The 20,963-nt window shown below is 45.4% G+C and carries 22 protein-coding genes; 14 read left to right on the plus strand and 8 right to left on the minus strand.

Going from position 1 to position 20,963, the window contains the following annotated elements; all coding sequences use genetic code 11:
- Nucleotides 1-24 precede the first annotated feature (24 nt).
- From FEFB_RS02045 to FEFB_RS02060, 4 genes are read right to left on the minus strand one after another with little or no spacing between them, the layout of a single operon-like run.
- On the minus strand, nt 25-939 hold the full coding sequence (locus tag FEFB_RS02045) for a DNA/RNA non-specific endonuclease (RefSeq protein ID WP_047974588.1): 915 nt from the start codon (nt 937-939) through the stop codon (nt 25-27).
- Nucleotides 939-1,673, minus strand: coding sequence for an amino acid ABC transporter ATP-binding protein (locus FEFB_RS02050; RefSeq protein ID WP_047974589.1), 735 nt, complete (start codon nt 1,671-1,673; stop codon nt 939-941). Before FEFB_RS02050 ends, FEFB_RS02045 begins: the two co-directional genes overlap by 1 nt.
- Complete coding sequence (locus FEFB_RS02055) at nt 1,670-2,368, minus strand: amino acid ABC transporter permease (RefSeq protein ID WP_047974590.1); 699 nt, start codon at nt 2,366-2,368, stop codon at nt 1,670-1,672. Before FEFB_RS02055 ends, FEFB_RS02050 begins: the two co-directional genes overlap by 4 nt.
- Nucleotides 2,369-2,395: 27 nt before the next feature.
- Entirely contained in the window at nt 2,396-3,187 is a 792-nt protein-coding gene (locus tag FEFB_RS02060) for a transporter substrate-binding domain-containing protein (protein WP_047974591.1), read from the minus strand.
- Nucleotides 3,188-3,622: 435 nt separating this feature from the next.
- Between FEFB_RS02060 and metG the strand changes: the two genes are divergently transcribed.
- A complete protein-coding gene (gene metG, locus FEFB_RS02070; protein WP_047974593.1) occupies nt 3,623-5,665 on the plus strand; it encodes a methionine--tRNA ligase in 2,043 nt (680 codons plus the stop codon).
- A gap of 122 nt (nt 5,666-5,787) precedes the next feature.
- On the opposite strand, the gene pyrE is transcribed toward metG, so the two are convergent.
- The 4 genes from pyrE to FEFB_RS02090 all read right to left on the minus strand — a co-directional run bounded on the left by pyrE (nt 5,788) and on the right by FEFB_RS02090 (nt 9,501).
- On the minus strand, nt 5,788-6,423 hold the full coding sequence (pyrE, locus tag FEFB_RS02075) for an orotate phosphoribosyltransferase (protein WP_047974594.1): 636 nt from the start codon (nt 6,421-6,423) through the stop codon (nt 5,788-5,790).
- Between the two features lie 47 nt (nt 6,424-6,470).
- On the minus strand, nt 6,471-7,184 hold the full coding sequence (gene pyrF, locus FEFB_RS02080; protein WP_047974595.1) for an orotidine-5'-phosphate decarboxylase: 714 nt from the start codon (nt 7,182-7,184) through the stop codon (nt 6,471-6,473).
- 217 nt (nt 7,185-7,401) lie between these two features.
- Nucleotides 7,402-8,736 (minus strand): NAD(P)/FAD-dependent oxidoreductase, encoded by a 1,335-nt coding sequence (locus tag FEFB_RS02085; RefSeq protein ID WP_047974596.1) that lies wholly within the window; start codon nt 8,734-8,736, stop codon nt 7,402-7,404.
- A 273-nt stretch (nt 8,737-9,009) separates the two neighbouring features.
- A complete protein-coding gene (locus FEFB_RS02090; RefSeq protein ID WP_047974597.1) occupies nt 9,010-9,501 on the minus strand; it encodes an ECF transporter S component in 492 nt (163 codons plus the stop codon).
- A 216-nt stretch (nt 9,502-9,717) separates the two neighbouring features.
- Between FEFB_RS02090 and gap the strand changes: the two genes are divergently transcribed.
- From gap to accB, 13 genes are all read left to right on the plus strand, one after another.
- Nucleotides 9,718-10,728, plus strand: coding sequence for a type I glyceraldehyde-3-phosphate dehydrogenase (gene gap / locus FEFB_RS02095; protein WP_047974598.1), 1,011 nt, complete (start codon nt 9,718-9,720; stop codon nt 10,726-10,728).
- Nucleotides 10,729-10,908: 180 nt separating this feature from the next.
- On the plus strand, nt 10,909-12,033 hold the full coding sequence (locus FEFB_RS08685; protein WP_047974599.1) for a hypothetical protein: 1,125 nt from the start codon (nt 10,909-10,911) through the stop codon (nt 12,031-12,033).
- Nucleotides 12,014-13,012: a MucBP domain-containing protein gene (locus tag FEFB_RS02105; protein ID WP_047974600.1), complete on the plus strand. Its 999-nt coding sequence runs from the start codon at nt 12,014-12,016 to the stop codon at nt 13,010-13,012. The genes FEFB_RS08685 and FEFB_RS02105 overlap by 20 nt, the downstream gene beginning before the upstream one ends.
- Nucleotides 13,013-13,159: 147 nt before the next feature.
- Complete coding sequence (locus tag FEFB_RS02110; RefSeq protein ID WP_047974601.1) at nt 13,160-13,972, plus strand: metallophosphoesterase; 813 nt, start codon at nt 13,160-13,162, stop codon at nt 13,970-13,972.
- Between the two features lie 238 nt (nt 13,973-14,210).
- Complete coding sequence (gene fabZ, locus FEFB_RS02115) at nt 14,211-14,654, plus strand: 3-hydroxyacyl-ACP dehydratase FabZ (protein WP_047974602.1); 444 nt, start codon at nt 14,211-14,213, stop codon at nt 14,652-14,654.
- Complete coding sequence (locus tag FEFB_RS02120; RefSeq protein ID WP_047974603.1) at nt 14,641-15,111, plus strand: MarR family winged helix-turn-helix transcriptional regulator; 471 nt, start codon at nt 14,641-14,643, stop codon at nt 15,109-15,111. Before fabZ ends, FEFB_RS02120 begins: the two co-directional genes overlap by 14 nt.
- A 22-nt stretch (nt 15,112-15,133) precedes the next feature.
- The gene (locus FEFB_RS02125) at nt 15,134-16,108 is read left to right on the plus strand and encodes a beta-ketoacyl-ACP synthase III (RefSeq protein WP_047974604.1); all 975 of its coding nucleotides are present in this window, start codon (nt 15,134-15,136) and stop codon (nt 16,106-16,108) included.
- A 94-nt stretch (nt 16,109-16,202) separates the two neighbouring features.
- A complete protein-coding gene (locus tag FEFB_RS02130; RefSeq protein WP_047974605.1) occupies nt 16,203-16,445 on the plus strand; it encodes an acyl carrier protein in 243 nt (80 codons plus the stop codon).
- 58 nt (nt 16,446-16,503) lie between these two features.
- Nucleotides 16,504-17,469 (plus strand): DUF561 domain-containing protein, encoded by a 966-nt coding sequence (locus FEFB_RS02135; protein ID WP_047974606.1) that lies wholly within the window; start codon nt 16,504-16,506, stop codon nt 17,467-17,469.
- A 12-nt stretch (nt 17,470-17,481) separates the two neighbouring features.
- Nucleotides 17,482-18,423: an ACP S-malonyltransferase gene (locus FEFB_RS02140; protein ID WP_047974607.1), complete on the plus strand. Its 942-nt coding sequence runs from the start codon at nt 17,482-17,484 to the stop codon at nt 18,421-18,423.
- Nucleotides 18,424-18,429: 6 nt separating this feature from the next.
- Nucleotides 18,430-19,158, plus strand: coding sequence for a beta-ketoacyl-ACP reductase (locus FEFB_RS02145; protein WP_047974608.1), 729 nt, complete (start codon nt 18,430-18,432; stop codon nt 19,156-19,158).
- 46 nt (nt 19,159-19,204) lie between these two features.
- Entirely contained in the window at nt 19,205-20,455 is a 1,251-nt protein-coding gene (fabF, locus tag FEFB_RS02150; protein WP_047974609.1) for a beta-ketoacyl-ACP synthase II, read from the plus strand.
- A 15-nt stretch (nt 20,456-20,470) separates the two neighbouring features.
- Nucleotides 20,471-20,947: an acetyl-CoA carboxylase biotin carboxyl carrier protein gene (accB, locus tag FEFB_RS02155; protein ID WP_047974610.1), complete on the plus strand. Its 477-nt coding sequence runs from the start codon at nt 20,471-20,473 to the stop codon at nt 20,945-20,947.
- Nucleotides 20,948-20,963: the final 16 nt, after the last annotated feature.

Below are 20,963 nucleotides of genomic sequence, written 5' to 3' on the forward strand. Positions count from 1 at the left end.
TTTTGATTGTAATTCAATTATTGATTAGTTTACTTGGGCATCGCCGGTCTGGTAGTTGATGGTAACACCAGGCTCGACGTTAAAAATCCAGTAATTCAGGTTTAAAGTCTTGCCGTTGTCTTCAACTGATTTGGCCATATAATGGACACCCTGTGGCAGTCGGTCGGTGCCATTATAAAGCGGTGTGACCTGGCCGCGAATGCTAATATTAGGGTTGGTTTTCAATGCATTGCGGATATCATCTTCGGGTACCAATTGCCCGGGATAGGCGTTTTCGACCCGAGTTCCCGTTGTCATATTTTCGGTCACCATGGTGGCCATTCCGAAGAATTGGTAGCCAACGATATGGGACTTATTCCAAAGAGCTTGTTTGCTACCGCCAAGGTTCACCTGTGGATTTTTATGGTAGCCGCCAACCCAGACACTTCCTGTAAAGTGGTCGTTGATGTACCAACCAGAAGGGCGAACACTTTCGGGAATGCGGGCGGGCCGCTTAGTGACTGTGTCCATGCTAGCTTTAGTAGCAACAAAGTTTGCTTGGCCGGACCGACCTAGCGAATCAAGGGCGGATAAGGCTAAACCGTTGGTTGGTCGTAACTTGTTACCGCTTTGAGCTGGGAAGGTCTGTTGTAATTCCTGGCTGGTAAAGGTGGCCTGATTTTGGTTAATGTGGACGATATCACCGTCGAGCGTGCCGTCCCATTTAATCTTTAAAAGATCTTGGTCGGAATTAGTCGTGGCAGCAGGCCGAGGGACACTCTTTGACCTATTCAGGCTTTGGCTCGCGGTATTTGTGTTTGTCTTTTGGTAACTTTGATTATGGCCATTTTTACCTGGTAAGAACGACAAAGCCGCCACAACCAGAATTAAGGCTGTGACGGCCGAACCAAAGTGCTTGGGCCGGTTGGGCCGCCGCTTATAAGAACTTTTTTTTGTCATTAGAAAGTCATTGCTCCTAAGAATTGTTTGATCCGTGGGTCAGTTGAATGGAAGAAATCCTCGGTTTTGCCATCATAGCCAACGTGACCATTGTCGATAAAGACAATTTTATCGGCCACTTGTTGGGCAAAGGCCATGTTGTGGGTGACGATAATCATGGAGGTTTCTTTTTGGGCTAATTCGCGCAGAACACGTAGAACTTGGGCTTCTAGCTCAGGGTCCAAGGCAGAGGTGGGCTCGTCTAAGAGAAGGTATTGGGGCTCCATTGCTAGCGCTCTTAAGATGGCTACTCGTTGTTGTTGTCCACCAGACAACTGGTAGGGATAGCGATTGGCTAACTCTTCCATATTGAACTGCTTGAGTAAGGCATGGGCCTTTTCCAAAGCTTGGTCTTGGCTGATTTTTTTAACCTTAGTGGGTCCTTCAGTTAAATTTTTGAGGACTGTTAAATGAGTAAAGAGGGCTTTTTCTTGAAAGACCATGCCGAAGTGCTTTCGGACATCGAGAACTTGCGCCTTGGTGAGGGTCTTATCCAAATTTAGGTCAAGTTCATCGACGATCAGCCGGCCGCTCGTTGGTCGCTCAAGCAAATTGAGTGAGTGCAGGAGAGTTGATTTTCCAGAACCAGAAGGACCGACAATGGCCGTTGTTTCCTCAGCCGGGAAGGTGACGGAAATGTCATCGAGGGCATTTTTATCGGGGTACTTTTTGCTTAAATTTTCAACTTTAATCATTGGGCAAACCTCGATGTATACTTTTCTAGGTAGTGTTGGCCAATCGAGAGAATCGACGTAAAGAGGGCATAGACCATGGCTACGAGGATGTACATCGAAAGGACCTTATAGTTCGTTGCGGCAATTTGCTGGGACAGGTAAAACATTTCCACAATTGTAATCACGGATGCCAGTGACGTGTCTTTTAACAAAGAAATCAGCGAGTTCGACAACGGCGGAATTGAAATGCGGGCCGCCTGTGGCAAGACAACGTAGAGGTAAACCTGCGTGGTTGTCATTCCAAGTGACTCGGCTGCCTGCTTTTGAACCTCGGAGACCGATGAGATAGCTGCTCGAATGGATTCGGAAGCATAGGCCCCGGTGTTCAGAGAAAAGACCGTGATGGCCGAAACCCAAGCTGATTGGAACAGGGCAATGTGGGCATTTGGCAAGCCGTAGAAAACAATGAACAATTGTACCAACATTGGCGTTGACCGGAAAAACCAGACATAGGTGGCGGCAACACCCTTTAAAATTTTCAAAGCGGCATCAGCCCACTCGTTCTGCGGTGCCTTGGCAACGCGAATCAAAGCGGTCATGATGGCAAAGATAATTCCAAAGAAGAAGGAAATGGCCGTCAACGGCAGGGTGTATTGAAAAGCCGCCACTAACAGTCTTGGCAAGTATTTGATTGCCAGATCGATAAAATCTGTCATGAAAGAGTTCCTCTTTACTTTTATTAATTAGTCGTGGCTCAAGTCCATACCAAAGTACTTCTTAGAAAGCTTTGTCAAGGTACCATCCTTCTTTAACTCAGAGATGGCCTTGTTCATGTCCTTTTGCAAAGCAGCGTTCTTCTTGTTCATCAAAACACCGGTTGGTACAGATTGGATATCCTTTGAAATATCAACTGTGGTCAAATCAGCGTCTGGATTAGCCTTCTTCCAAGCGGCAAAGGCACCTTGGTCATTCAAAGAACCATCGGCGCGGTTCGTTGTAATCAAGTTCATGGCTTCAACGATACCGGCAACGGCCTTGATGTTGGCACCCTTTTGTTGGGCCACTTGGCCGTAGTTCGATGTCAATGACTGGGCCATTGTCTTACCCTTGATGTCAGCCAATGAATTCAAATCAGTTTCACCGCTACGCTTAATCAAAACTGACTTTGAGTAGAGGTAAGGTTCTGACATTCGGTAATTCTTTTCACGGTCGGGACGGATACCGATGTTGTTAATCACGGCATCGTAGCGGTCTGAGCCAAGACCGGCAATCAAAGAATCCCACTTTGTTTGAACGAAAGTGACCTTCATGTTCAATTTCTTACCGATAGCCTTGGCCATGTCGACTTCGTAGCCAACTAACTTACCAGAGTCATCATGGTAAGAAAATGGTGCGTAGGTTCCTTCTAGACCAACGGTTAAGGTTCCTGGCTTGATGGTCTCATCTTTTTTTGGTTGGTTTAGCTGGGCAAAACCAAAGATAGCGCCGATGACCACGATAATCCCGGCCAGTAAAATCAAAACTTTCTTATTCATCTTACTTCTTCTCCTCAAATAGGTAAAACAGTGCAAAATAAAACCGCCCCTAGTGTACACCAAGGGCGGTTTTTACGTCTGTAAATCAGATAGACCCACCCTAAAAAAGCGGTAAGTAACACTTTACCGCAGTCATGTTTGGGTTGTTAGTTAAGTTTTTAGCTAACATTAATCTTCTCCGATTTCTTTCTATCAGTGTAACGGGACAAGAAAACTTTGTCAACAGAATTGAACTGATTTTGCTAAAAAAGACAAAATTGGTTTACTTTCAAAATAGTCGGTTAAAAGCGATTGTTCGGCTTTTATTGCTGATTTTTCCAAAATGGTTTACTGGAAAGTCTGACTGAATGCTGGTTTGGCCACCTAGTCGGGCTAGCCGGCTTTTGCTATAATGAAAACATGGTATCGGTCATCATTTGACCAGAAAGGACTCATATGTCAGACAAGAAAACATTTTATATCACAACCCCAATTTACTATCCATCGGGAAAGTTACAATTGGGAAATACTTATACGACAGTTTTGGCGGATGCCGCTGCTCGTTACCATCGTCTTTTGGATGAAGACGTCTTCTTTTTGACTGGAACCGATGAACACGGGGAAAAGATTCAAAAGAAAGCGAACGAGGCCGGTACAAGTGAAATCGAATACTTGGACAAGATGATTAAGGACATCAAGGACCTGTGGTCATTGATGGGCATTTCATATGATAAGTTTATTCGAACGACTGATGAAGGTCACGAAAAGGCTGTCCAAAAGATCTTCCAGCAATTGCTGGATCAGGGTGACATCTACAAGGGCCAATACGAAGGTTGGTACTCTGTTTCCGATGAAGAGTATTTCACGGAATCACAGTTGGCTGAAGTTTACCGTGACGAAAACGGTAAGATGATTGGTGGTAAGGCACCTTCTGGTCATGAAGTTGAAAAGATTCAAGAAGAATCATACTTCTTCAAGATGTCCAAGTATGCTGACTGGTTGGTTGATTACTACAAGTCACATCCTGATTTTGTCCAACCACATGCACGAATGAATGAAATGTTGCAAAACTTCATTTTGCCGGGCTTGGAAGACTTGGCTGTAACGCGAACTTCTTCAAACTGGGGTGTTCCCGTTCCAGGTGATGAACGCCACGTCATTTATGTTTGGATTGACGCCTTAGCTAACTATATTACTGCCTTGGGTTACGATTCAGCTGATGATTCACTTTTGAAGAAGTTTTGGCCGGCTAATGTGCAATTGGTTGGAAAGGAAATTGTCCGTTTCCATATTATTTACTGGCCAATCATGTTGCATGCGCTTGGTTTGGAATTGCCAAAGGAAATCATTGGCCACGGTTGGCTGGTGATGAAGGATGGCAAGATGTCAAAGTCAAAGGGAAACGTGATTTATCCTGAAGACTTAAAGGCCCGTTATGGTTTGGATGCTGTTCGTTACTACCTGTTGCGTTCAATGCCATTTGGCAACGATGGGGTCTTCTCACCCGAAGACTTTGTGTCACGCGTGAACTTTGATTTGGCTAATGATTTGGGAAACCTCTTGAATCGAACGGTGGCCATGATTAATAAGTATGAAGATGGTGTGATTCCAGCCTTTACAACCGGTAAGACTGATTTTGATGAAGACTTGGACTTGGTTGTTGAAAAGCAGATTACAGAATACAACCAACACTTGAGTGCTGTTCATACAGCGGATGCGCTTGAAGCTGTTTGGGGTGTTGTTCGTCGTGCCAACAAGTACATCGATGAAACGGAACCTTGGGTTTTGGCTAAGCAGTCAGGCGAAGACGAAGACGCGAAGGCAGCTTTGCAATCCGTCTTGGCTCACTTGGCTGGAGCACTCCGTGCAGTTGCAGCGATGTTGCAACCGGTCATGACGGATGCGCCACGACAAATGTTTGCCCAACTTGGCTTAGATTACCCTGAAAAGGGCGTTTCTTTGGTTGACCTTGCCATCGATCAAGTGCCAGCCGGTACGAAGGTGGTTGCCAAGGGTGAACCAATCTTCCCTCGTTTGGACGTGGAAGAAGAGGTTGCCTACATTGCTTCATTGGTTTCAAAGGATACCAAGGGTAAGGGCCGGGTAGTCAAAGAAGCCGCTAAGCAGGGCGCAAAGGAGCAAGAAGTGAGCGAAGAAATCCAACATAAGGATTTGATTGAGTACGACGATTTTGATAAGGTCGAAATTTTGGCGGCTAAGATTACGGCTGCTGAATTTGTGGAAAAGTCAAAGAAGTTGATTAAGTTCACTTTGGATGATGGTTCTGACAAGCCGCGTCAGATTTTGTCGGGAATTCGTCAATGGTACCCAGAGCCTGAAGTCTTGTTAGGCAAGACAGTGGCAATCGTGGCCAATATGGCACCACGGAAGATGGCTGGCGAGTTATCAGAAGGAATGATTCTTTCTGCCGAAAAGAACGGCATTGTGACCGTTTCGGTTTTGCCAGAAATCATTGAACCTGGCTCAGGAATTGAATAAAAATCAGTAAAAAGGCGGTTGCGTGAGCAACCACCTTTTTTTGTTTGTTTGAAGAAATGCTGGGTACGAAAAATGTTAGTAGTGCGGCATGGTGAAAGCGCTAGCCACCTAGGAATAAAGCCTTACTTCAATGGCCAAGCCCATGGGTCTTGGTGCCACTTGGCTAGGCGGGTATGGTCTTCATCACTAATCACTTTCTGGTTGGCCAATAACTTGATTAAACCGGTATAAGTCAAAAGTGGAGCAAAGGCAAAGCCAGCCTCTTGGAAGTTCTTGTCAGCATCGGGGAAACCATACGAGAAGATGGAAACCACACCGGCCACGTTGAAACCTTCGTTTTTGACGGCTTTTGCAGCGCCAAGAACGGATCCACCAGTCGAAATCAGGTCATCAATCAAGACCACTTGGTCATCTGCTTGGATAACACCTTCGACTTGGCGACCGGTACCATGGTCTTTTGGCTTGGAACGAACATAAACCATTGGTAAGTCTAATTCGGCAGCAACCAGGGCTGCTTGGGGGATGCCGGCAGTGGCAACACCGGCAATCACTGATACTTGAGGGTATTGCTCCTTAATCAATGCAGCTAAGGCTTTTGCGATGGCGTGGCGTGTTTTTGGATAAGAAATCGTTAGGCGCAAGTCGGTATAAATTGGTGACTGGATGCCAGAGGCGAAGGTAAAGGTGTCGTCGACCTTCAATTGGACGATTTTGTGATCGATTAAATCTTGGAGAATTGCTTCAGTTGAAACTGTCATTGGTAAAACCTTTCATTCTTTCTTTAATGGCTTTTTGTTGGTAAAAATTAGTTTTGCCAAGCACTTTGGTAGCGGAGCCAAGCAGCAACTGGGTCGCTTGCCTTGGTAATTGGCCGGCCAACGACGATGGCCTTGGCACCATCCGCAGCTGCTTGGTCGGGACTAGCAACGCGCACCTGGTCATCCGTTTGGTCTTCTTGCATGCGAATGCCGGGGACAACGAAGAGAAAATCAGGACGCAAATGGGCGTTGAGTGTTGTCAACTCCAAGGCGGAGCAGATAACGCCGTCGCAGCCGGCCTGGTCCGCCATTTGGGCTAAGGCCAAGACCTGGTCCTGCATTGGCAGGGCCGCGTGCTGTTCGTTTTTCAGGACTTCATCAGAAATAGAAGTTAGCTCCGTGACTGCCAGGAGGGCAGGCATGTTGACGCTAGCCTTTGCTGCACCGATTTTCAAACCTTCCTTGGCAGCTTTCAACATGGCAGACCCACCCAGTGAATGAACGGTCACGTAGTCAACGCCGAGTTGGCCGATTTGAGCCATTGCCTGTCGGACGGTGTTGGGGATATCAAAGAGCTTAAGATCTAAGAAAATCTCGCAACCGCGCTTTTTCAAATCAGTGATAATGGCTGGCCCAGCTTGGTAGAAGAGCTCCATCCCGACCTTGACGGTTAATTGACTGGGGTCGGGAAAACGATCTAAAAAGGCTGTGACGGCGGCTAAGTCGTCAAAGTCCAAGGCAATCATTAGTGGTTTTTCCATGGTTACTCTCCTTCATGGGCAAGAAAAAAGACTATTCCCTAAAAAAGTTCAGAGAATAGTCTTATTGTGTTAAAAATTAAGCGTAATTTAATCATCTGGCTTCTCTGAACCAATTAATGACTAATGAAAGTATAAACTATCTGCCGGCTTTCGACAAATTTATTTTAAAAAAAGCCCGAAGGAGTGTTTCCTTTGGGTTTCAAAATCAGTCCTGATTTTAAAGGAGGTCGCCGATGGCAGAATAACCAATGGTTGGGAAAATTGTCACCAAACGACTGAGTTGTGCTGGTGTGTACGCGAATTCAATGGCAGGCAAGAGGGCGTTAATAACATCCTCTGCATGTTCTGAAATTTCGATTGCACCAACCAAGTGCTTTTCCTTGTCATAAATCAATGAAAGGTGGCCTTCTTTTTCATAGTCGACCATGCGATACCAGTCATCCATGACATCCTTTTCAACGACATCATATTGGTCAGGGTGAGCGGCAGCTTCATCGAGTGTTACGCCGGCTTGGGCTAAACGAGGGGTCGTGAAGACCGTTGTCCCGATGGCTGGATAGTTGATGACTTTGTCATCTTGGCCTAAGAGGCGCTTGGCAACATACTGGGACTCAAATGTTGCCGTTGGGGTCAACTTTGGTTGGGCCTTCTTCACTACGTCACCGGTTGCATAAATATTCGGCACGGCTGTTTGGAGGTATTCGTTAACCGTAATCCCGGCCTTGTCGAATTCGATTCCCAGATCTTCCAGACCAAGGTCGGCAGTGTTTGGTGTGCGACCGGTAGCATCCATGACGTAATCGGCTTCATAGGTACCGGTTGAAGTTTTAACGGCAAAGCCAGAAGTAACTTGTTCGACACTTTCAGTTTGGCTATTCTTGACGAATGTAATGCCTTGTTTTTCAAGGGCTTGCACCAAGGCATCACTATAGCGTTGGTTAAATTCAGGTAAAGCGCGGTCAGAACGGAGAATAACAGTGACGGCAACGCCTGCAGCGTTCATCATTGCTGCGCTTTCGAGGCCGATATAGCCTGCCCCAATAATGACCATTTTGTCGGGCGCCTGGTCTAATGACAGGAAGTCCTTTGAATCATGAAGGTACTCAGCACCGGGGATGTCCAAGCGATTGGAGTGCATACCAGTGGCAATCACGATGTTTTCGGCTGTAACGGTTTGATCACCGATTGTCACAGTGTGGGCGTCGGCTAAGCGACCAGCACCGAAGTAGAACTTGATGCCCAATTCTTCCATCCCGCCTTGGATGGCGTTTGGGAAGATGGCGATGATTTCCTTTTTACGGGCCATGTTCTTGGTCCAGTCAATGTCGCCGCTACCTGAAACAATGCCGTTTGAAGCACGTAATTCACGTTGTAAGGAAACTGCGTTTTCCAGGATAACTTTGGCGTTGCAACCCCAGTTTGGACAAGTTCCGCCGACCTTTTCTTTTTCGACAAAGGCGACTGTTTTACCGGCCTGAGCCAAAAGCGGTGCACCATCAAAGGCCCCGTGGCCGGCCCCGAGGTACAAAACGTCGTAATCGTATGCTGTCATTTTCTAGATTCCTCCTAAGTTGAAAGCTTAATACGATTATCTCACAGTTTCTTTTGGAAATGAAATTTAAACTATACCAAATTGTCGTTTTCTTTACATGTTCAACTCATGATCTCAATAAAGAAAAAGGGTCTGTAAAGATAAAGATAAAGAGTAAAGAAAAAAGCCCATACCAACGTTAGTAGATGGCCCCATAGTTTCGTTATCCTAATCTTTGGTTTTTCATCAGTTGGTCAAGGCTTTTTATTTTTGTTGCTTCTTGTCTTGCGTCAATTAGTTTAAGGCCAGGCGTTTTGACAAAGCGGGACGAACGACTAGGGCAATGATTAGACCAAAGGCACATTGGGCTATGTTACCGATGATCGAAGCAAAGCCTGTCGCCCAGCTGTGTGAAAGGAAGGCTGTGGCAAAGAAGTAGCCGACAACCATGACAAAGGAAGCCACGATAACGGCAATCGTTTGGCTCATCACTGATTTCTTAGTGCCAATCAATCCAGCCAAGTAACCCTCTAAGCCGTGAATGACCAAGGAGAAGGGAGCCCAGGCAGCATAGCCAGCTAAAAGATCCAAGAGCAAACCGGATAAACCACCAACAATCATTCCTGAACGGGCACTACCCAATAGCGCCACTAAGAAAATGCCGGCTTCCACTAAGTTGACATAGCCACCTGGCGTTGGAATTCGCACCACATAAGAAAGGGCGAGGTTTAAAGCAGTAATCACGGCCAAAGTCGTGATGGTTTTGGTAGTAAAGTATTTATTCATAATCATCTCTCCATGTATTTCATAATAATAGGAATATTATAGCAAGGATTTCAATGAATAAAAAAGACAGTTTTCTTTCAGTTATCCGACAAAATCAGGAAATGGTATGGTTAATTTTTCAAACAATTTCTAGTGAACACTTGCACTGGTTTCTAGCCTTTGTGTTATAATGTCCTTGTTGACATAAGTCAAAAAATTAATTGGAGGTCTACACACATGACTGTGAAGATTGGTATTAATGGATTCGGTCGGATTGGTCGTTTGGCATTCCGTCGTATCTTGGAACTTGGCGACTCAGCAGCTGATGTTGAAGTTGCAGCCATCAACGATTTGACTAGCCCATCAATGTTGGCATACTTGTTGAAGTATGACTCAACTCATGGAACTTTGGATGCTGAAGTTTCTGCTGATGAAACTGGTATCGTGGTTAACGGTAAGCATTACACTGTTTATGCAGAACGCGATGCAAAGAACATTCCTTGGGTTAAGAACGATGGTGTTGAATATGTATTGGAAGCTACTGGTTTCTATACTTCAGCCGAAAAGTCACAAGCCCACTTGGACGCAGGTGCTAAGAAGGTTTTGATCTCAGCTCCAGCTGGTGATGTACCAACTGTTGTTTATGGTGTAAACCAAGACATCTTGAAGGCTGACGACAAGATCGTTTCAGCTGGTTCATGTACTACACAGTCATTGGCTCCAATGGCTCGTGTATTGCAAGACCAATTTGGTGTTGAAGTGGCAACGATGACTACTATCCACGCCTTTACTTCAACTCAAATGATTTTGGATGGACCTAAGTCAAAGAAGTTCCGTTCAAACCGTACTGCTTCAGTAAACACTATCCCTCACTCAACTGGTGCTGCTAAGGCTATTGGCCTTGTTGTTCCAGAATTGAAGGGTAAGGTTGACGGTCACGCACAACGTGTTGCCGTTGTTGATGGCTCTGTTACTGAATTGACTTCTGTTTTGTCAAAGAAGGTTTCAGCAGACGAAATCAACGCAGCTATGAAGGCAGCTTCATCTGACTCATTTGGTTACAATGAAGACGAAATTGTTTCATCAGACATCATTGGTGACACTCACGGTGCTACTTTCGATGCTACTCAAACACAAATCGTTGAAGCCGGTGACAAGCAATTGGTTAAGACTGTTTCATGGTACGACAACGAATACGGTTTCACTTCAAACATGATCCGTACTTTGTTGCACTTTGCAAACGTATAATCATTTATATAAAGGAAGAACGCTTCGGCGTTCTTTTTTTGTGCAAACAATCTAATTTAAACAGATACAATAGAAACAAATGTGTACATAAAGAAATATATTTGATACAATGTTCTCGAGTTAACAAGGAGAAGTTTTAAAATGATGATGATTCATTAGTTGAAATGGAGGGCTATTTTCATGAAGTATAACAAGATGCAATTGACGAAAGTTAACGAACGTAAGGTTCTGAAAAAAGTCAAGAAGAATTGGGTAGTGCTTTCAATATCAGCTTTTGCCGTTGCTGGTGGCCTTACTTTTGCTAGTGAGGGGTTGACCACACCGGCTTTTGCTGATGGAAATGCATCCATTCAGACTAACAATCAGGTACAAACTTTTAATTATACTGATTTAGCCAAAGAAGGAATTGTGAAGACCGATAGTATTACGTGGTCATACCAAGACGGACAACAAATTCCAACCGGGACTTTTGATTCATTGCGTGGCAATGGTGGCACTTCTTCGGTGACCTTTACAATCAATGCCAATCAGACTCTGAAGCAAGGTGATACCATCAGCATCCCACTTTCGACCAATATCGCTAATCAGCCAGATATGCAGACTTTTAGCGTGTCAAATTTTAATAGTCAGGTTATCGAAAGTGCAACGAAATCGGTATTATCAACTAGTGTCTCTTATGATGCGGCTAGTCAAACGATTCGATTGCCCTTGAATGGATCTAGCTATGACTCCAGTCGTGCTCATCAGATTACTTTGAACTTTAATACGGTTTCTGGATCAGTTTTTCCAAAGTCCGCTGGCAATGGCACTGATTTATCCATTAGCGAAACGGTGGCGGATCAAACACATACCTATTCCTGGGCTGCTAAGCCAACACAAGCAAACTACCAGGAAAATAATACGCCACAGCAGATGAAGGGTAACGTTGCTGATGTGAGTTCAAGTGGTGTTTCAGCGCGGACAACGATTACGAATACAGATGGACTGCCCTTTACTCAGCCAGTTATTCTAAATGACGGAAAAGATTATATTCAAACAATCGATATTAAGGCAACAGCCTCTTCTCAGGGAAAGGTGACACCGGTCTATATCGAAGATGGTGGCTATTTCTGGCCTCATTTGGCATCAGCTAGTGGCTACGGACCAGCGACCGAGGAAGCGGGTTGGACCGATCAGGCAGCAAGTAATAATGGTAGCACCTCAAATGCGGTTGGGGGTGCACAGGTTGCGTGGACAAGCAAGGTTGACGGGGGTCAACCTGCAGCTAATCAGTATTCAGTATTCAGTGGTACGTGTATCAGATAATGAATTGAAAGTAATTATTAATTATGGCCCTTCGCAATATTATAAGTTAACGAAAGACCAATTTGAGCACGTAATTAAGTCTCAATATGCCAGTGTTTCTGACGATGTGATCGCACAAATGGAAAGCAAGTATGGGGATGGCCAGGGAAATGTTTATTTCCCATTTACTGTTTTAAGTAATTTTAAAGCGATTAATCCTAATAACGACAATCAACAGGTTCGCTACGATATTACTTTTTCTGATAACAAGGGTTTCTATGATAAGAAAACGCCTGTTTACACTAATGCAATTCTACACAATACTGCGAGTGGTCAGACGATGGTCACAACGCGTTACGTGGATGAAAATGGCAATCAATTAGCACCAAATGATGATACCCTTGGCTTTATGACTAAAGATAACTTTTCGGCAGATAGCTTATCGATTGATGGTTATACTCTAGACGAGAACAAGCTACCCGAAGGGGCTGTGAAGAATAGCGATGGTTCATACAGTGTCAATGGTACGTATAGCAAGGATGATGCGACGTATACTTATGTTTATAAGGCTAATACGACGAACACGAACCCTACTCCTGATCCATCAACTAGTACCACACCTTCTAATAATGGGGGTGGATCGGAAAGTGCTAGTGAATCAGCAAGCACCAGTGCATCAACCAGTACGAGCCAGTCTGAGTCAGCTAGTGCCAGTGCATCAACAAGTGCAAGTACCTCAACCAGTACGAGTCAACATGAATTAGTGAGTGCCAGTGTTCCAGTACAGACTAGCTCAGTGGCACCGGTGGACAATCCGAGTGCATTAGTCCAACCAGATCAAACAGTGACAGCTGTGACACCTTCATCTGTTTCACAGGCATCATCAGTTTTCCCACAAACAGGCAAGCAGCATGAGAGTGACAAGGACGCTTTTGCTTTGGCAGCTTTGGGTTTGTCTTCAGCGGTGTACTTTTTCGCACTAGGCAAGAACAAAAAGTAAGATGATAATATTAAATCAAAAGAGCACCCGTGCTTTACGGGCGCTCTTTTTGACTGAACCACTGCAAAATCAGCCTCTTGTAACCGACCTTGCTTGTGCTCTCGTGGTAGACTGGGTTATACGAACAAGAAGAACATGAGGGCCAAGATGCAAGTTGCTATTTCGTCAGATAATCATTTGGATTTAAATAAGGTTGAAAACGAGTGGGCACTGGAGCAACAAGCCGCCTACCTGCAAAAAAATCAGATTGAGGTTTATGTCATTGCCGGGGATCTGTTTAATCGCTTTGATAAGACATTAGACTTTGCCCGCGACTTGCAGCGACGGTTAGGGCCGGCCACGGCAATCCGCTTTTTGGCCGGCAATCATGAAATGGGGGCGGGGGTCAGTTACCAGGAGTTGGAAAGTCCGGTGGATGACCTTTATTTCCACCATAAGACTCTTGATGTGGGTTCGGCCCGTTTGATTGGTAATAATGGCTGGTATGATTATAGTTTTGACCAAAACCAGCATAGTGTTGCGGAAATCACACGCTTCAAGCGTGAATTTTGGTATGATCGACGGATTGAACAGCCGATGACCGATCCAGAAAGGTTGGCCATTAACTTAAATCAGATGAAACAGGATATCAAAGAAGCAAAGAAGGTGGGGAAAACTCCAATCTTAATTAACCATTTTGCCCAGGAACAGGCCTTTATTGATCAAATGCCGTTTCGCATGGAACGGCTGGATGTGCTGCGGTCCTTTCTAGGCAGCCAGGCCGTTGGCGATTTAGCGGTGGTCAATCAGGTTCAGGCTGCCATTTCTGGCCACTTGCACCTTCATATGCAGGCGTTGCCCATTCAGCAAACGACCTTTTATAACGCTTCGGTTGGTTATCGGACTCGTCGAGTCAAAGAATGGTTTAGTCATGACTTTATGACGGAGTGGCAAAATCGTTTGATTGTTCTCGACGTTTGAGGGCAATCAAACGATTTCGAAATGAAATGTGGAATAAGTATCTCTCTCACACTATGTCGGGCATTACAGTACGAGGCTGTGAAAGGGCTGATTTTTAATAATTAATATAGGTAGAAAGTGTTAAAATGAGTTGAGAAACGCTAATAGTTTGACTATCGAAATATTAACTGTTAGACTGTTTTTATTGTGAATTGAAGTTAACTAGGGCCATTCTCGGCCATTAAGAAAGGAAACCCTAATGCCAGTACTGACTACGACTGAAATTATGGACCTCATTCCAAACCGTTACCCAATCATCTATATGGACTACGTTGAAGAAATGGTTCCTGACGAATCAATCGTTGCTGTTAAGAACGTGACGATTAACGAACAATTCTTCCAAGGACATTTTCCTGGTAACCCAGTGATGCCCGGTGTCTTGATTATTGAGTCATTGGCGCAAGCAGCGTCAATCTTGATTTTGTCATCACCACAATTTAAAGGCAAGACAGCCTACATGACAGGTATCAATGATGCCAAGTTCAAGAAGATGGTTGTTCCTGGTGATGTTTTGAAGTTACATGTTACATTTGGCAAGGTTCGAGAGAACATGGGGACCGTTATGGTCACGGCTAAGGTCAATGATAAGGTCGCAACCAGCGCGGAACTAATGTTCGTGGTGGCACCTGATGAGCAAAACTGAGCTGGCTAACCAGCAGGTCAACATCAAGCAAATCAATCATGATTTGATGGAGATGTTTGCCAATGTTGTTTGGGTGGAGGAGTATGAGCTCAAGCAGAGCCCCTTTTCGGCCTTGACGGTCAAAGAAGTGCACACGATTTATGCTATCTCCATGTACGAGGAAAAAACTGCCTCGCAGGTGGCTAAGGCTGTCCACCTGAGTCCAAGTGCGATGACCACGGCCATCGATCGCTTAGTTGATAAGGGGTATGTCGAGCGTCGTCGATCAAAGGAAGATAAGCGGGTGGTGAAATTAGGTTTGACCCATCAAGGGCGAATCTTATACCGGGCGCACCAAGCGTTTCACTTTAAGGTAACCAAGGCTTTGTTGGACGATATGTCCATTGAAGAAGCGTTAGCGATGGAACGGGCGGTACATAACTTACAAGCTTACTTGAAGGCCTTAATTGATAGTTAGGCGAACGGGATTGTGAAAAATTATGGAAAACATTAAGATTGTCACCACGGCGATGCAAGTGCCAGAACGAGTGGTGACAAATGATGAACTAACGGAATTGATGGATACCAGTGATGAATGGATTTACCCACGGACTGGTATTCACCAACGTCACGTTGTGACAACTGAGAATACATCAGACTTGGCAACGAGTGTTGCCAAAAAGTTATTGGAACAATCAGGTTGGGGTGCCGCTGATTTGGACTTTATTATCGTGGGGACGATGTCACCCGATGCCCTTTCGCCTCATACAGCTGCGATTGTGCAAGGGAATATTGAAGCACCAAACGCTTTTGCTTTTGATTTGAATGCGGCTTGTTCTGGCTTCGTTTACGGCATGTCCGTTGCCTCTTCTTTTCTTTCATCTGGTCGTTACCAGAAGGGGATGTTTATTGGAGCGGAAGTGCTGTCAAAGCTGGTTGACTGGAAAGACCGGACGGTTTCTGTCTTATTCGGTGATGGCGCTGGTGGTGTTTTGCTTGAGAAGACAGACGAACCGGCTGGCTTGATTGCAGAAGAATTGCGGTCATTTGGTGACCGCGGTCAAGCAATCTTGACTGGCCGCTTCGCCAACAAGAATGCCTTTGCTGGTGAGATTTCACCACTCGATCCATACTTCCACCAGGAGGGTCGGAGCGTTTATAGCTTTGCCACGCGTGAAGTGCCTAAGGTGATGAAGAAGGCTTTGGAAAAAGCTGGACTTGAAGCCGACGACGTTGACTTTTACTTGGCTCACCAGGCCAACAAGCGCATCGTCGAATCCATGGCGAAAAACTTTGGCCAACCAATGGACAAGTTCCCAACAAACATGGAAGAATATGGCAACACATCGGCCGGTTCAACGGCCATCCTGCTCGACGAATTGCGTCGCAGTGGTCAGATTAAGCCCGGCATGAAGATTGCCTTTGTCGGCTTTGGCGGCGGTCTGGCGATTGGCGTCCAAATTTGGCAACTTTAACTAAAAAATAAAAAATCAGAATTGCGGTGTAGTAGACTGCACCGTAAAAATCCAACGTATTGCAATACGAACATCTATATAGGAGAGCATGCTCATGACTAACGAAGAAATTTTTGACAAGGTTAAGGAAATTTTGATCGACCAATTCGATTTGGAAGATTCAGAAGTTTCATTGACTACTAACATGACTGATGACATCGATGCTGATTCATTGGACTTGTTCGAAGTTTTGAACCGTGTCGAAGACGACTTCGACATCAAGTTGGAAGAAACTGAAGAAGTTAAGACTGTTCAAGACTTGGTTAACAAGATCAAGGACCAACTTGACAAGAAGTAAGCATCAAGCGGTTTTTAACCGCATACATACAGATAGATAAAATAAAGAGGCAGAGATTATGACATTTAAAATTGACAACCCCATTTTTGATAAATTAGGGATGAAGTACCCACTCGTTGAAGGTGGGATGACTTGGGCCGGTACAGGTGCCTTAGCTGCCGCTGTATCTGAAGCTGGTGGACTTGGTTTTATTGGAACTGGTTACTGGCATGGTGACGAAGTTCGTCGTGAAGTTCGTCGTGCCAAGGAATTAACGGACAAGCCTTTTGGGGTCAACGTGATGTTGATGTCTCGTCATATTCGTGAAGTCTTCGATGTGATTTTGGAAGAAGGCGTGAAGGTTGTGGCTACTGGTGCAGGTGATCCATCACCATTCTTGGAAGAATTGCATGCCGCAGGCGTAACGGTTATCCCTGTTGTCCCATCTGTTTCAATGGCCAAGATGATGCAACGTAAGGGTGTTGATGCTGTAGTTGCCGAAGGAATGGAATCAGGTGGTCACATTGGTCAAATGACAACAATGGCTTTGGTACCACAAGTTGTTGATGCCGTTGATATTCCCGTTATTGCCGCTGGTGGAATCGGTGATGGCCGTGGTGTTGCCGCTGCCTTTGCCTTGGGTGCCTCAGGGGTTCAGATGGGAACTCGTTTCTTGACGGCGACTGAGTCTGAAGTTCACCCAAACTACAAGGCCAAGGTCTTGAAGGCCCGTGATATTGATACGATTATCACTGGTAACATTGTTGGTTCACGTGTCCGTGTCTTGAAGAACAAGATGGCCAAGGAATACGTGAAGCGCGAAGTAGAAGAAATCGGTAAGCCAGAGCCTGATTACGAAACAGTTGAAAAGCTTGAATCAGGGACCTTGCGTGCCGCCGTTGTCGATGGTGACAAGAACGGTGGGGCCTTCATGGCTGGACAAATTTCAGGAATGGTCAATGATGAAAAGCCTGTTGCTGAAATCTTGGCCGAAATTTGGGCACAAGCAACGGACATCATGGGCATTGAAAACAAGGCAAAATAAGCGAGGTTTCTAATGAAAGTAGGACTGCTATTCAACGGTCAGGGATCACAGCAAGCGGGCATGGGGGCTGACCTCTATGAAAACTTGCCGGGCTACAAGGCTTATATTGATAAAGCTTCTGCCATCTTGGGCTATGACTTAAATGAGTTAGACCAAGACGAAGAAAAAATTCGACAAACACAGTACGCACAACCAGCCATTGTGGCAATGGATGCAGCCTTAGCTGCATCATTAAAGGATGCTGGCTTAACGAATGTGGTTGCTGGTTTGGGCCTTTCGTTAGGTGAATATCCAGCCTTGGTTGCCAATGGCATTCTGACCTTTGAGCAGGCAATCGCTTTGGTTAAAGATCGTGGTCAATACATGCAAGAGGTTGGCGACAAGAACCCTGGCAAGATGGTTGCGGTTTTGGATGATAACCAAGATATGATTGTTGAGGTTGTTGAAGGTTTGCAAAAAAAGGGCCTACAAGTTTACCCAGCTAATTTTAATACCTTTTCACAACTGGTTATTGGCGGTGTCAAAGCTGATGTTGACCAGGCTGTTGAGGCATTGACAGAAGCCGGTGTGAAAAAGCAGGTTGAGTTACCAGTTGTTGGTGCCTTCCATACGCCATTGCTAAACGAAGCCTCTGAAAAGATGGCAACGCGCTTGGCAGGAGAAGGATTTGGTGCAGGGGCTTATCCTGTTTATTCCAACACGACGAAGCAAGCCTTTACAGCTGCAACCGTCAAGGATACCTTGACGAAGCAGATTGTTTCGCCAACCTACTTTGCACAATGCTTGCAGGAAATCGTGGATGCCGGAGTTGATACTTTGGTTGAAATCGGTCCTGCTGCTACCCTCGTAAAATTTTCGAAGAAAATTGCGCCAAAGGAAGTTACCAAGTATACGGTGACGGACTTTGCTTCCTATCAAAAAGTCGTTGATGCCATCAACGCAGAGAAAGGATAAGAATCCATGGACTTTACTAATCAAACCGTTTTGGTAACTGGGTCATCACGAGGAATCGGCTTAGCCGTTGCCCACGCCTTTGACAATGCGGGCGCCTGTGTTATCTTGCATGGTCGTTCTGCTATTAAAGAAGAAGTCATCAACTCCTTCAAGCAAAAGCCAATGACGTTGCAATTTGACGTTGCTCATGCTGAAACAGTTGAAGCAACTTTCAAAGACTTGTACAAGCAAGAAGGCTTTGAAGGTATTGATATCTTGGTGAACAACGCCGGGATTACCAAGGATCAGTTAGTAATGGGGATGAGCCCAGCTGATTTTGCCCAGGTTGTGAACACAAACTTGAACGGAACGTTCAACGTGACGCAACCCGTCTTTAAGAAGATGATCCGACAAAAGCATGGTGTGATTTTGAACATGGCTTCTGTTGTTGGTCAAATGGGCAATGTTGGTCAGGCCAATTATGCCGCATCAAAGGCTGGTATCATTGGTTTGACAAAGTCTTTGGCTAAGGAAGGGGCGAAGCGCAATATTCGCGTAAACGCCATCGCCCCTGGGATGATTATTTCGGATATGACGGATGCCTTGTCAGACAAGGCGCGTGAAGCCATCTTGAATGAGATTCCTTTGTCACGGTTTGGTTCAATCGATGATGTGGCCGATGTTGCGCTATTCTTAGCCGGCAACGACTACATGACTGGACAAACGATTACCGTTGACGGTGGCCTTTATATTTAATAATCATCGTTCATTTTAAGTTACTGAGATTAGAAAGGAAGCGGCAATGACACGAGTCGTAATTACTGGGATGGGGGCTGTTACCCCATTAGGAAACGATACAAAGACCTTCTTGGATGGCCTTTTTGATGAAAAATTAGGAATTAAGCCAATCACGAAGTTTGATGCAACTGAAACTGGTATTTCAGTTGCCGGACAGGTTGACGGTTTTGATCCAGCTTTGCGCGTTGGAAAGCGTGATGCACGTAAGTTGGACTTGTTCTCACAGTATGCTATTGATGCTTCTTACCAAGCCTTGGACCAAGCAGGTTTGTTGCCTGATGAAGGTTCAGAAGCAAAGTCAAAGGTTGCTAATTCAGAACGTTTTGGTGTTATCTTGGGAAATGGAATTGGTGGTTTGACAACTATCCAAGAACAAGTGATTAAGATGCACGAAAAGGGACCACAACGCGTTTCACCATTGTTCGTCCCTGAATCAATTCCGAACATGGTTTCAGGAAACGTTTCATTGCGCTTCGGTGCTCGTGGCGTGAACTTCACAGTCGTAACGGCTTGTGCCTCAGCTACGAACGCCATTGGTGAAGCCTTCTGGCGTATCCAATCGGGTCGTGAAGACGTGATGTTGACTGGTGGTTCAGAAGCGACTGTCAACGAAATTGGAATTGCTGGTTTCGCCGCTTTGACTGCTTTGTCAAAGGAAGAAGACCCTGCACAAGCTTCAAAGCCATTTGACAAGAACCGTCACGGTTTTGTCTTGGGTGAAGGTTCAGGAATCCTTGTATTGGAGTCCTTGGAACATGCTGAAGCTCGTGGTGCCAACATCTTGGCTGAAGTGGTTGGATACGGTGCATCATCAGATGCTTACCACATGACTTCTCCTGCCCCTGATGGTGAAGGAGCTGCTCGGGCAATGAAGGCAGCCTTGAAGGATGCTGATATCAAGCCAGAAGACGTTACTTATTTGAATGCCCACGGTACTGCTACCGGTGCAAACGATTCAGGTGAAGCCGAAGCCGTTGCTTCTGTCTTTGGTCCAAACTCTGTCTTGGTTTCATCAACGAAGGGCATGACGGGTCACCTTTTGGGTGCCGCCGGTGCCATCGAAGCCGTTGCTTCTGTTGGTGCTATCGACCGTGGTCAATTGCCAGTTAACGTTGGCTTTGATGAACCAGATGAGCACACAAAGTTGGTGAACTTGGTTAACGAAACGAACAAGAATACGGCTCCTGAATATGTTTTGTCTGCTAACTATGGTTTTGGTGGTCATAACGCAGCTGTTGTCTTCAAGAAGTGGTAAGAGGGAAGTTCAATAATGAATTTAAATGTCAAAGAAATTCGTGAATTGATGGCAGACTTGGAAAAGTCTACCCTGCGCGATGTTTACATCCAAGATGGTGAATTTTCATTGCACTTGTCTAAGAACGAACAGGTTCAAGGCGGTAGCACACCAGCGCCAGTAGCGCCAAGTGCACCCGCAGCGCAACCTGTTGTGAACCAAGAGCCAGCAGCCCAGGCCTCTGCGCCTGAAGTAGCTGCACCAGCAGCTGCCGGAAAAGAAATCAAGGCACCAATGGTCGGAACGGTGTATCTCCAACCAAAGCCAGGTGAATCAAACTTTAAGAATGTTGGCGACCACGTCGAGAAGGGCGAAACGGTTGCTATCATTGAAGCCATGAAGTTGATGACTGAAATCAAGTCAGACGTTTCTGGTACCATTGCTGAAGTTTTGGTTGATAACGAAGAAGTGGTTGATTTTGATAAGCCACTTTACCGTGTCACAACTGATTAAGAGATTAGACGGCTAT

This window comes from Fructobacillus sp. EFB-N1, from assembly GCF_001038455.1.
GTDB lineage: Bacteria > Bacillota > Bacilli > Lactobacillales > Lactobacillaceae > Fructobacillus > Fructobacillus cardui.